This window comes from Pseudoroseomonas ludipueritiae (assembly GCF_014490445.1).
Taxonomy (GTDB): Bacteria; Pseudomonadota; Alphaproteobacteria; order Acetobacterales; family Acetobacteraceae; genus Pseudoroseomonas; species Pseudoroseomonas ludipueritiae.
Window position 1 is genome coordinate 24570 of the sequence record NZ_JACTUZ010000031.1, and the last position, 12597, is coordinate 37166.

Sequence of the window (12597 nt, forward strand, 5' to 3'; positions counted from 1 at the left end):
TGCCTTCGCGGGCGGCTCCCGGCCGGGTCAGGGCCTTATTCCAGAGTTTCGAGCAACTCGCAGAGCGTCGCGGTGCGGGGGGCCAGCTCTTCCCACAGGATATGCTCGAATTCCGCATGCGCGCCCGCGCCGGAGCAGCCAAGCCCGTCCAGGGTCGGGATGCCCATGGCGGCGGTGAAGTTGCCGTCCGAGCCACCGCCGCGATGCTGCTTCGGCAGGTCGTAGCCCTGGCCGGCGGCGATGGCGCGGGCCTGCTCGTAGAGCGCCAGGATGGCGGGGCTTTCCTCCATTGGCGGGCGGTTGAGGCCGCCGGTGATGGTGACGGTGGTCCCCTCCGGCTGCGGCCCGGCCATGGCCATCACCGCATCCACCAGCGCCGCGCCCTTGACGATGGAGGAGACGCGGAAATCCACCTCGCAGCCCGCCTCGGCCGCGATCACGTTGGGCCGGGTGCCGCCCCAGACCGGCGCGCAATTGGTGGTGGTGCCGCCCGGCAGGTCCACCAGCGCATGGATCTGCGTGATCAGGCGCGCCAGCGTCACCACGGCGCTGCTGCCTTCCTCCCAGTTGCCACCGGCATGGGCGCTCTGCCCCTGCACCCGCACCACGAAGCGCCCGACGCCCTTGCGGGCGGTGACGCAGGCCTTGCCCGGATTGCCGGCGGGCTCGGGGATCAGCACGGCGCAGGCCTTGGCCGCCTCCGCCTCGATCAGCGCGCGGCTCGACGGGCTGCCCACTTCCTCGTCCGAGGTCAGCAGCAGCGTGATGGGGCTGCGCGTCGCGACCTTCTGCCGCAGGATCTCCCGCAGCGAATGGAAGGCGGCGAAGCTGCCGGACTTCATGTCATAGATGCCGGGGCCATAGGCCTTCTCGCCTTCCACGCGGAAGGGGATGGTCTTGGCCAGGGTGCCGTGGTCCCAGACCGTGTCCAGGTGGCCAGCCACCAGCACGGGCTTGCGGTTGCCATGCGCCGCATTGGCCGGCGTGCGCGCCACCAGGTGGTCGCCGAAGCCGTCGCGGCCGGGGATGCGCTCCACCTCCGCGCCCACGGCCCGCAGCTCGGCCTCGGCCTTGTCCAGCAGGCTGTTGATGGCGGCGGGGTCGGTGGTGGGCGTCTCGTGCTCCACCCAGCCGCGCAGTTCCTGGAGCAGGTCCTGGCTGGTGCCGATGCGGGTCTGGGGCATGGGGTGTTCAATCCTTCCTGAAGACGCCGCCCTTGTGGCCCCAGGCGCGCGGCCTTGTCCATCCGGGGCGCCGGGTCTAAGCCCAGCATGAACCCCCTCGACTTCCACCCTGGGAGAGCCCGTGACCGACAGCATCCCCCCCGCCCCCCGCCTCAAGCGCGTCTGCGTCTTCTGCGGCGCCAATCCCGGCCTGAACCCCGCCTTCGCCGAGGCCGCCCGCGCCATGGGCGAGGCCATCGCGGCGCGCGGCCTCGGCCTGGTCTATGGCGGCGGGCATGTCGGGCTGATGGGAATCGTGGCGGATTCCGCCATGAAGGCCGGCGCCGAGGTGATCGGCATCATCCCCGAGGTGCTGATGCGCCGCGAGGTCGGCCATGGCGCCATCACCCAGCTGCACGTCGTCGGCACCATGCATGAGCGCAAGAAGATGATGGCCGACCTTTCGGACGGCTTCATCGTCATGCCCGGCGGCGTCGGCACCCTGGAGGAGGCGGTGGAGGCCTTCACCTGGACGCAGCTCGGCATCCACGACAAGGGCATCATCTTCCTGGACATCAACGGCTACTGGCAGCGCATGGCGGAGCTGCTGGACCACATGGTGGCCGAGGGCTTCGTGAAGCCGGAGCAGCGCCCCATCGCCGATTTCGTGGCGAGCCCCGAGGAAGCGCTGGACGCCCTGGCGCGCTTCGAGGCGCCCGAGGTGAAGAGCTGGGCCAGCCCGCAGCAGCGATGACCGCGCTGTTCCAGGACTGGCGCGGCCTGCCGGAGGCGGCGCGCGGCGCCACGGTGGCGCTGGGCAACTTCGACGGCGTCCATCTCGGCCACCGCGCCGTGCTGGCCGCCGCCCATGCCGGCCGCCCCGACCGGCCGCTCGCGGTCCTGACCTTCGAGCCGCATCCGCGCGAGCATTTCCGCCCCGACGACCCGCCCTTCCGGCTGACGCTGCTGCCAGCCAAGCTGGCGCTCTTCTCGGCGCTGGGCTGCGCCTTCGTGCTGGCCATCCGCTTCGACGAGGCCTTCGCTGCCATGCCAGCCGAGGCCTTCGTGCAGGAGGTGCTGCACGGCGCGCTGGGCGCCAGCCACCTCTCCTGCGGCCATGACTTCGCCTTCGGTCACCGGCGCGGCGGCGATGTCGCCATGCTGGCGCGGGAGGCCGAGGCGCTCGGCATCGGCATGACCGTGGTGCCGCCGGTGACGGATGAGGACGGCCCCATCTCCTCCACCGCCATCCGCCGGCTGTTGCAGGACGGCTATCCGGAGCGCGCCACCCACCGCCTGGGCCGCCCCTGGGAAATCTTCGGCCCCGTCAGCCATGGTGACAAGCGCGGGCGGACCATCGGCTTTCCCACCGCCAATGTGCCGCTCGGCCGGCAGCTGGAGCCGGCGCGGGGCGTCTATGCCGTGCAGGTGGCGCTGCCGGATGGGCGGGTGGTGCCGGGGGTCGCCAATATCGGCGCCCGCCCCACCGTCGGCGGCACCGAGAGCCGGGTGGAGGCGCATCTCTTCGACTTCGCCGGGGACCTTTATGGCCAGGAGGTCGGCGTGCGCCTGATCCGCTTCCTCCGCGCCGAGAAGAAATTCTCCGGCCTGGAGGAGCTGACGGCGCAGATCGCCGCCGATGCCGCCGCGGCGCGGAAGCTGCTGGGCGCCTGAGGCCGGGCGGCCATCCCTTGACCCCCGCCGCGCCGGGCCGCAAAAACCCGGCCATGCCGCGCGCGCTTCATCCCGCAGGGTTGCGAATTAGCCGCCCGGTCCTCTGACCCGAGGGCCGGGACCTTTATCGCGCCGCGCTTTCCTCCCCTGCCTGAAGCCCGCCGCATGGCGGCATGGATGCACCGATGACCGACGCTCCCTCCACGGAGACCCCCGCCGCCCGCGACTATCGCGGCACCGTCTTCCTGCCCAAGACCCCCTTCCCCATGAAGGGCGACCTGCCGAAGCGCGAGCCCGGCTGGCTGTCCCGTTGGCAGGAGATGGGGCTGTGGGAGGCGCTGCGGGAGCGTTCGAAGGGCCGGCCCAAGTTCGTGCTGCATGACGGCCCGCCCTATGCCAATGGGCCGCTGCATATCGGCCACGCGCTGAACAAGATCCTGAAGGACGTCATCAACCGCGCGGCGCAGATGACGGGACATGACGCCGGCTATGTGCCGGGCTGGGACTGCCACGGCCTGCCGATCGAATGGAAGGTCGAGGAGGAATACCGCGCCAAGGGCAAGGACAAGGACAGCGTCCCCGTCCTGGAATTCCGCGCCGAGTGCCGCGCCTATGCCGCCCATTGGCTGGACGTGCAGCGGGAGGAGTTCAAGCGCCTCGGCGTCGCCGGCGACTGGGCCCACCCTTATGCCACGATGGACTTCTCCTCCGAGGCGACCATCGCCAATGAGATCGGCAAGTTCCTGCTGAACGGCAGCCTATATCGCGGCCTGCGCCCGGTGATGTGGAGCCCGGTGGAAAAGACCGCGCTTGCCGAGGCCGAGATCGAGTACCAGGACCACAAGTCCGCCATTCTCTTCACCAACTTCCCGATCCTCTCGGCCGGCTCGCCGGACCTGGTGGGCGCCGAGGTGGTGATCTGGACCACCACCCCCTGGACCATCCCCGCCAACCGCGGCCTCGCCTATGGCGAGGAGATCGACTACGCGCTGGTGCATGTGGAAGGGGTGGAGGAAGGTTCGCTCCTGACCACCGGCCGCACCTTGATCGTGGCCCTGGCGCTGCTGCCCGCCTTCGCCAAGGAGGTCGGGATCGGCGCGCATACGATCAAGCGCGTCTTCAAGGGCACGGAACTGGCCGGCGCCATCGCCGCCCATCCGCTGCGCGGCTGGGAGGCCGGCGCGCCGGGCTATGGCTTCGACGTGCCGTTGCTGGCCGGCGACTTCGTCACCACCGAGGCCGGCACTGGCGTGGTCCATATCGCCCCCGCCCATGGCGAGGACGATTTTGCCCTGGGCCGCGCCCATGGCCTGCCGGTCACGGAAGCGGTGGCGGATGACGGCACCTACACGATGCAGGCGCCCGGCTTCACCGGCATCCATGTCTTCAAGGCGCATGAGCCCGTCTGGGCCGCGCTGACCGAGATGGGCAAGCTCTCCGGCAAGGGTTTCATTACGCACAGCTACCCGCATAGCTGGCGCTCCAAGAAGCCCGTCATCTACCGCGCCACGCCGCAGTGGTTCATCGCCATGGACGATGCCAACCAGATCCGCGCCAAGGCGCTGGATGCGCTGGCCAAGACCCATTTCGTGCCGGACCAGGGGCGCAACCGCATCGGTTCCATGGTCGCGGGCCGCCCGGACTGGTGCATCAGCCGCCAGCGCGCCTGGGGCGTGCCCATCGCCATCTTCGTGGACAAGCGCACCGGCGAGCCGCTGCGCGACCCCGCCATCATGGAGCGCGTGACCTGCGCCTTCCGGGAGGAAGGGGCCGATGCCTGGTACAAGCCCGGCGCCGCCCAGCGCTTCCTGGGCAATGACCGGAACCCGGATGACTACGAGCAGGTCATGGACATCGTCGATGTCTGGTTCGAATCCGGCTCCACCCATGCCTTCACGCTCACGCCCGAGCGGGACCTGCCCTTCCCGGCGGACCTCTACCTGGAAGGCTCGGACCAGCATCGCGGCTGGTTCCATTCCTCGCTGCTCGAGAGCATCGGCACGCGAGACGTCGCGCCCTTCAAGGCCATCCTGACCCACGGCTTCGTGCTGGACGAGACCGGGCGGAAGATGTCCAAGTCGCTGGGCAATGTCACCGCCCCGCAGGAAGTCACCAAGCAGTATGGCGCCGACATCCTGCGCCTCTGGGTGATGAACTCGGATACCGCCGATGACCTGCGCATCGGCAAGAACATCCTGACGCAGCAGGCCGAGCTGTATCGTCGCCTGCGCAACACCCTGCGCTGGCTGCTGGGCAACCTCGACGGCTTCCGGGACGAGGAAATCCTGCCGCATGACCAGCTTCCGGAACTGGAGCGCTGGGTGCTGCACCGCCTGTCGGAGCTGGACCTCCGCATCCGCAAGGCGGTGAAGGATTACGACTGGAATGGCGTCTATCCCGAGATCCATGCCTTCTGTGCCACGGACCTCTCCGCCTTCTATTTCGACATCCGCAAGGACAGCCTCTACTGCGACGCGCTGGACAGCCAGCGCCGCCGCGCCGCCCGCACCGTGCTGGCCGCGCTGCACCGCTGCCTGACGGCCTGGCTGGCGCCCGTGATGCCCTTCACGGCCGAGGAAGCCTGGCTGGCCCGCTTCCCGGGCGAGGGCGAGAGCGTGCATCTCCAGCTCTTCCCCGAGATCCCGGCTGAGTGGCCGGATGAGGCCCTGGCGGCCAAGTGGGCGCGGGTGCGCGACATCCGCCGCGTGGTCACCGGCGCGCTGGAAAAGGCGCGCGGCGCCGGCACCATCGGCTCCTCCCTCCAGGCGGCGCCCAGCCTGCACCTGCCCGAGGCCGATCTCGCCCTGCTGCCGGCCGGAACCTGGGCCGAGCTTTGCATCACCTCTGACCTGCAACTGACGGCCGGGGCGGCGCCCGAGGATGCCTTCACGGTGGAAGGCGTGCCCGGCGTCGCCGTGGGCTTCGCCCCCGCTTCCGGCGAGAAATGCGAGCGCTGCTGGCGTGTGCTGCCCGAGGTGGGCCACTCCGCCGCCCATCCTGGCCTCTGCCTGCGCTGCGAAGCGGTGGTCGAGCCGGCATGAGCCTGAAGTCCGGCCTCGGCATCGCCGCCACCACGCTGGTGGTGGACCAGCTCTCCAAGTGGTGGATCCTGGAAGGGCTGCGCCTGCCGGAGATCGGCCGGCTGCCGCTGCTCGATTTCGGCAGCTTCGGCCTGCAGTTCGCCATGGTTTGGAACCGCGGCGTCACCTTCGGGCTGCTGGCGGGCGATGCCCCCTGGCACCGGCTGCTGCTGGCGCTGCTGGCCCTGGCCGTGGTCGGCTTCCTGGTCCGCTGGCTGCAGCGGGCCGACAACCGGCTGACGGTGGTGGCGCTGGGCGCCGTCATCGGCGGCGCGGTGGGCAATGTGATCGACCGGCTGCGCTTCGGCGCCGTGGTGGACTTCATCGACACCTGGGCCTTCGACTGGCACTGGTATGTCTTCAACGTGGCCGATGCCGGCATCGTGCTGGGTGTCGTCGCGTTGATGGCCGATGCCTTGTTCCGGCCAAAACAGACAGGTAAGGAAGCGGCATGATGCAGTCCTCCCGCCTCGCGGCTCCCGCCGCTGCCGCCCTGCTTCTGCTGCCACTTCTGGCCGGATGCGGTCAGGACACGGCGCGGACCTTCGGCTTCACGCGCGACGCGCCGGATGAATTCTCCGTCGTCACCCGCGCGCCGCTGTCGCTGCCGCCCTCGCTGGGCAATCTGCCGGTGCCCCGCCCCGGCAGCACCCGGCCGCAGGAACTGACCGGCGGCGCCGCCGGCGAGGCCATCCTGGCCCCGGGCGCGGCCCATGCCGCCACCGCCTCCATGGCGCCCTCCGCCGGCGAAAGCGCGCTGCTGGCTCAGGCCGGCGGCACGGTGCCCGGCGCCATCCGCCGTCAGGTGGACGAGGAAAGCCTGCGGCTGGAGCAGCCGGACCGCACGCTGGTGGACCGGCTGATGTTCTGGCGCGACGCGCCGCAGCCGGGCACCGTGGTGGACCCGCAGCGGGAGGCGCAGCGCCTGCGTGAGAATGCCGCGCTGGGCCGTGACCCGGACCAGGGCGAGACCGCCATCATCCAGCGGCGCCGCCAGGGCCTCTTCCAGGGTCTCTTCTGATCGCCGCGCCGGACCACAGCGCGGCGCTGACGGAATCCGGGTCCGGCCTTTCGCCGGACCCTTCCGCGCAGGCCGAGGATGGCGAGCCCGGGCTTGAGTTCGGCGAGGAAAGCGCAACATGGGAGGACGACATGGCCCCCATCACCCGCCGCGCGGCCCTGGCCGCGGCAGCCGCCCTCCCCGCGCTCAGCCATCTGCCCCTGGCGGAAGCCCAGCCCGCGCCCTTCACGCCCCCGGCTGATGAGAAGCCGCTCTTCGGCGCCGCCACCTGGCACCTGCCCAACGGGCTGGCTGTGGTGCATGTGGAGAACCGCCGCGCGCCCGTGGTGGCGCATTACGTCTTCTATGGCATCGGCGGCGGCGACGACCCCGCCGGCAAGTCCGGCCTGGCGCATTTCCTGGAACACATGATGTTCAAGGGCAGCGCCCATGTGGCCTCTGGCGCCTTTTCCCGCCGCGTGGCGCAGGAAGGCGGCCAGGACAATGCCTTCACCAGCCGCGATGTCACCGCCTACCACCAGCATGTTGAGGCTTCCCGCCTGCCGCTGGTGGCCGACATGGAGGCGGACCGCATGGCCGCCCCCCTCTTCCCCCAGGCGGAGCTGGAGGCGGAGCGGCAGGTGGTGCTGGAGGAACGGCGCCAGCGGGTGGAAAGCACCCCTCGCGGCCGCTTCCGCGAGGCCTATGACGCTGCCTTCTGGGGCCGCCAGCATTGGCGCGGCCGGCCGCTGATCGGCTGGTCGGAGGAGATCGCGGCCCTGACCCGCGACGACCTGACGGAATTCTTCGGCCGTGGCTATAGCCCGGCCAATGCCACGCTGGTGGTAGCAGGCGCCGTGACCCGCGACGAGTTGGCGAAGGTGGTGGAGCAGGAATACGGCGGCGTCGCCAGCCGTGGCGCCGCCTTTGGCGCGCCCTCGCGCGGCCGCGCCCCCGCCCCCTCGACGCCGCTCGATTCGCGTCTGGTGCGGCATGACGCCCAGGTGCAGGAAGCCGCCTTCCTGCGCGGCTGGGTGGCGCCCAGCATGCTCTCCAATGCCGCGCCGCCGCTGGACCAGCGGCATGTCTATCCGCTGGAGGTGCTGGCGCATCTGCTGGGCGGCGGCCAGGGCTCGCGCCTGCATACGGCGCTGGTCCGCAGCGGCCTCGCAGTCGGCGCCCATGCCGGCTACGACGGCGACTCGGTGGGCATCGGCGGCTTCGAGATCCAGATCACCCCCGCCCGCACCACCACCCCGCCCCGGCTGGAGGCGGCGCTGGAGGCCGTGCTCTCCTCCCTGCTCGATGGCGGCGTGACGGATGAGGAAGTGGCGCGTTCCAAGCGCCAGATCACCGCCGGCGCCCTGCTGGCGCTGGACAGCCTGGGCACCGCGCCGCGCATCCTGGGCGGCGCCCTGGCCACCGGCCTGCCGCTGGACCTGGTGGAATACTGGCCCGCCCGCATCCGCGCCGTGACGCGCGGCCAGGTGGAGGCCGCCGCCCGCGCCGTGCTGGGCCGGCCCGGCATGACCGGCTGGCTGCTGCCGGAAGGGGTGGGCGGCGCATGAGCGACACCGTGCCCCAGGGCTTTTCCCTGCCGATCCAGGTGGTCGAGGCCGGCGGCTTCACCGCTTGGCTGGCCGAGGACCATTCCGTGCCCGTCGTCTCCCTTGCCTGGGGCTGGGACGGCGGCGCCGCGCTGGACCCCGAGGGGCAGGAAGGCGCGGCCTCCCTGCTCTCCTCCCTGCTGACCGAGGGCGCCGGTTCCATGGACGCCCTCGCCTTCGCCGATGCGGCGCGGGACGAGGCCATCGGCATCGGCTTCGATGCCGACCGGGACAGCTTCGACGGCAGCCTGCGCGCCCTGCTGCCGGCCCTGCCGCGTGCGGTGGAACTGGCCCGCTTGGCCATGACCGTGCCGCGCTTCGACGACGAGGCCGTGGCCCGCGTGCGCGCCCGCGCCATCGCGGGTGCCCGGCAGGCGCTGGAAGGGCCGCGCGGCCGTGCCTCCCGCGCCTTCTGGGCGGCGGCCTATCCCGGCCATCCGGCGGGGCGGCCTTCCAATGGCACCGCCGAAAGCATCGCCGCCATCACGGTCGATGGCATGCGCGGGCTGATGGCGCGGCAGATCCATCGTGGCGGGCTGCTGGTGGCCGCCAGCGGCGCCATCACCGCCGCGCAACTTGCGGACCTCCTGCCCTTGCTCTTCGGCAGCCTGCCGGAAGGCATGCCGCCGGCCCTGCCGGCCCTGCCCGCCTTCACCGGCTTCGGCACCCAGGTGGTGCCGGTCGCGGCCTCGCAATCCACGCTGATCTTCGGCCAGCAGGGCATCCCGGTGCAGGACCCGGACTGGGAAGCGGCGCAGGTGCTGCTGCGGGTCTTTTCCGGCGGCGGCTTCTCGTCCCGCCTGATGCACGCGCTGCGCGAGGAGCGCGGGCTGACCTATGGCATCTATGCCGGGCTCGACTCCCTTTTCGAGGGCAGCGCGCTGGTGGGTTCCGCCGCCACCGCCAATGCCCGGGTGGGCGAGGCGCTGGGCGTGCTGCGCGCCGAATGGGCCCGCATGGCCGAGAGCGGCCCGACCCAGATGGAGATGGACGATGCCGTCTCCTTCCTCACCGGCAGCCAGCCGCTGCAATTCACCGACAGCCGCCGCATCGCCGGCACGCTGCTGGCCATGCGGCGCAACGGCCGGCCGCTGGACTGGCTGGAGAAGCGGCCCGAGCGCCTGCGCGCCGTGACGCGGGAGCGCGCGGCGCAGGTGGCGAAGCGGCTGCTGGTGCCGGAGGCGCTCTCCATCACCATCGCGGGGCAGCCCGAGGGGCTTTAGCGCGGGCGTGACTGTGAAGCGCCCGCCAAATTCGCTACATGGAGTGGAACACGGCCGGATTCGCCGGCCGGCATGAGGACCCCGCCCTTGCGAAGCTGGCGGGCTGAGCAGGAAACCTGGATGACGTCCACCGCGCGCGAGGCAGCCTGGAACCGACTGACTTCCCTGGCCCAGCGGCCTGGCGCAGCCGCTATCCGCTCCTTGTTCTCACGCCAGCCAGACCGCTTCGAGAAGTTCCACTGGCAGGGCTGCGACATCCTGCTGGACCTCTCCAAGACCGCCATCGACGACGACGCCATGCGCGCCCTGCTGGGGCTGGCCGAGGCGATGGAGGTGATGCCGGCGCGCGATGCCATGGCGGCGGGCGAGCTGGTGAACAACACCGAGAACCGCGCCGTGCTGCATATGGCGCTGCGCGCGCCCCGCGCCGCCGGCTTCCGCGCCCGCAAGCCGGATGGCGGGCATGAGGATGTGGGCGGCGAGGTGGAAAGCACCCTGGCCGCCATGGAGCGCTTCACCCGCGCGGTGCATAGCGGCGAGATCCGCAGCGCCACCGGCGAGCCCTTCACCGATGTCATCAACATCGGCATCGGCGGCTCCGACCTCGGGCCCTTCATGGCGGCGCGGGCGCTGTGGCACGAAGCCTCGCCCATGCGGCCGCTGTATCTGGCCAATGCGGATGCGCACAACTGGGAACTGATCCGCCCCCGGCTGGACCCGGCGCGCACCCTGGTGCTGATCGCCTCCAAGACCTTCACCACGGCCGAGACCATGGCCAATGCCCGGCTGGTGCGCGGCTGGCTGGAACAGACCCTGGGCAATGAGGGGATGCGCCAGCACCTCGTCGCGCTCTCCACCAACCACAAGGCCACCGCCGAATTCGGCGTGCCGGCGGACCGCGTCTTCGGCTTCAAGGACTGGGTGGGCGGGCGCTTCTCGCTCTGGTCGGCCATCGGGCTCTCCATCGCGCTGGGCTGCGGCTGGGACGATTTCACCCGCCTGCTGGAAGGCGCGCGGGCGATGGACGAGCATTTCCTCACCGCGCCGGCCGAGCGCAACCTGCCGCTGCTGCTGGCCCTGACCACGGTCTGGCACGTAAATGGCCTGGGGCTCGATACCCATGCCATCCTGCCCTATGACCACCGCCTCTCCCGCTTCCCGGCGCATTTGCAGCAGCTGGAGATGGAAAGCCTGGGCAAGCGCACCACGCGCGGCGGCGAGCCGGTGCGGCACCTGACCGGCCCGGTGCTCTTCGGCGAGCCGGGCACCAATGCGCAGCATTCCTTCATGCAGTTGCTGCACCAGGGCACCACGCCGGTGCCGGCGGATTTCGTGCTGATCGCCAATCCCAGCCATCCTTATGCCGCCAATCACCGGCTGCTGCTGGCCAATGGCCTGGCGCAGGCCGAGGCGCTGCTGCGCGGCCGGGATGCCGAGGCCGTGCGGGCCGAGATGGCCGCCGCCGGCAAGACGCCGGAGGAGATCGAGCGCCTGCTGCCGCACCGTGTCTTCCCCGGCGACCGGCCCAGCACCACGCTGGTGCTGCCGCGGCTGGATGCGCATACGCTGGGCCAGCTTGTGGCGCTCTATGAGCACAAGGTCTTCTGCCTTGGCGCTCTCTGGGACATCGATGCCTTCGACCAATGGGGCGTGGAGCTGGGCAAGCAGCTTTCCACCTCCATCCTGCCGGAGTTGATGCCGGAAGGCCGGGTGGGGCCGCATGATCCCTCCACCACCGGGCTGATCCAGCAGTTGCGTGCCTGGCAGGGGCTGGACCTCTAAGCCCATGCGGCCGGGCATTGCCGCCCGGCCCTCATCTGCTCTAGCGGTTGCGCCATGAACGTGATCCGCCTGCTGCCCCCTGGCACCGCCGACCGCATCGCCGCCGGCGAGGTGGTCGAGCGCCCGGCGGCGGCGGTGAAGGAACTGGTGGAGAATGCGCTGGATGCCGGCGCCCGCCATGTTTCCGTGGCGCTGGAAGGCGGCGGCCTGGCGCGCATCCTGGTGGAGGATGACGGCGCCGGCATGAACGCCGCCGACCTGGAACTGGCTGTGGAGCGCCACGCCACCTCCAAGCTGCCGGACGAGGCCACCCTCTTCGCCATCCAGACCCTGGGCTTCCGGGGGGAGGCGCTGCCCTCCATCGCCGCCGTCTCGCGCTTGACCATCACCAGCCGCGTGGCGGGCGGCGATGCGCATCGCCTCAGCGTCGAGGCCGGGCGCAAGGGCGAGGTGGCCCCTGCCTCCGGCGCCCCGGGCACCCGCATCGAGGTGCGGGACCTGTTCTTCGCCACCCCCGCCCGCCGCAAGTTCATGAAGACCCCGCCCACCGAGGCCGCCCATGCGGTGGAGGCGGTGCGGCGCCTGGCCCTGGCCTGGCCCGAGGTGGCCTTCCGTGTCGAGGTGGAGGGGCGGGAGGTGCTGAACCTCGCCGCCAGCGACCGCCCTGGCCGGGTGGCGGCGCTGCTGGGGCCGGAATTCGCCCGCGCGGCCGTGCCGGTGCAGGGCCTCTGGAACGACCTGGCGCTGGAGGGCGTGGCGGCGCTGCCCACCCATACCCGCGCCACGGGGGCGGAGCAGCATCTGGTGGTCAACCGCCGCCCGGTGCGGGACCCGCTGCTGCGGGCGGCGCTGCGGGTGGCTTACCGGGACCTGATCGCCAGTGGGCGGCACCCGGTGGCCGCGCTCTTCCTGGACCTGCCGCCGGAAGCGGTGGATGTGAATGTCCATCCCATGAAGACCGAGCTGCGCTTCCGCGACGGCGGCAATGTGCGCGGCGCGCTGATCTCGGCCCTGCGGCGCGCCCTGGCGGTGGGTGCCGGCACCGCGCCCGCCGCCACCGCCGCGCCG

General features: G+C 71.3%; 10 protein-coding genes. 9 read left to right on the forward strand and 1 reads right to left on the reverse strand.

Annotated features, from left to right (window positions below; genetic code table 11):
• Positions 1 to 35: 35 nt before the first annotated feature.
• Entirely contained in the window at positions 36 to 1184 is a 1149-nt protein-coding gene (locus tag IBL25_RS09715) for a M20 family metallopeptidase (RefSeq protein ID WP_187778352.1), read from the reverse strand.
• Positions 1185 to 1305: 121 nt separating this feature from the next.
• On the opposite strand from IBL25_RS09715, the gene IBL25_RS09720 reads away from it, so the two are divergent.
• The 9 genes from IBL25_RS09720 to mutL all read left to right on the forward strand — a co-directional run.
• Entirely contained in the window at positions 1306 to 1917 is a 612-nt protein-coding gene (locus IBL25_RS09720; RefSeq protein ID WP_239419094.1) for an LOG family protein, read from the forward strand.
• Positions 1914 to 2837: a bifunctional riboflavin kinase/FAD synthetase gene (locus tag IBL25_RS09725; RefSeq protein WP_187778353.1), complete on the forward strand. Its 924-nt coding sequence runs from the start codon at positions 1914 to 1916 to the stop codon at positions 2835 to 2837. Before IBL25_RS09720 ends, IBL25_RS09725 begins: the two co-directional genes overlap by 4 nt.
• A gap of 185 nt (positions 2838 to 3022) precedes the next feature.
• Positions 3023 to 5878 carry an isoleucine--tRNA ligase gene (ileS, locus tag IBL25_RS09730; RefSeq protein WP_187778354.1) on the forward strand — a complete coding sequence of 952 codons (2856 nt, stop codon included), beginning with the start codon at positions 3023 to 3025 and terminating at the stop codon, positions 5876 to 5878.
• Positions 5875 to 6372, forward strand: coding sequence for a signal peptidase II (lspA, locus tag IBL25_RS09735; protein WP_187778355.1), 498 nt, complete (start codon positions 5875 to 5877; stop codon positions 6370 to 6372). Before ileS ends, lspA begins: the two co-directional genes overlap by 4 nt.
• Complete coding sequence (locus IBL25_RS09740; protein WP_187778356.1) at positions 6369 to 6938, forward strand: DUF3035 domain-containing protein; 570 nt, start codon at positions 6369 to 6371, stop codon at positions 6936 to 6938. Before lspA ends, IBL25_RS09740 begins: the two co-directional genes overlap by 4 nt.
• A 131-nt stretch (positions 6939 to 7069) precedes the next feature.
• The gene (locus IBL25_RS09745) at positions 7070 to 8485 is read left to right on the forward strand and encodes a M16 family metallopeptidase (protein ID WP_187778357.1); all 1416 of its coding nucleotides are present in this window, start codon (positions 7070 to 7072) and stop codon (positions 8483 to 8485) included.
• The gene (locus IBL25_RS09750) at positions 8482 to 9747 is read left to right on the forward strand and encodes a M16 family metallopeptidase (RefSeq protein ID WP_187778358.1); all 1266 of its coding nucleotides are present in this window, start codon (positions 8482 to 8484) and stop codon (positions 9745 to 9747) included. The genes IBL25_RS09745 and IBL25_RS09750 overlap by 4 nt, the downstream gene beginning before the upstream one ends.
• A gap of 120 nt (positions 9748 to 9867) precedes the next feature.
• Positions 9868 to 11529, forward strand: a complete 1662-nt coding sequence (gene pgi, locus IBL25_RS09755) for a glucose-6-phosphate isomerase (protein WP_187778359.1) — start codon at positions 9868 to 9870, stop codon at positions 11527 to 11529.
• A gap of 54 nt (positions 11530 to 11583) precedes the next feature.
• The coding region (mutL, locus tag IBL25_RS09760) for a DNA mismatch repair endonuclease MutL (RefSeq protein ID WP_187778360.1) at positions 11584 to 12597 on the forward strand (1014 nt) is incomplete at its 3' end.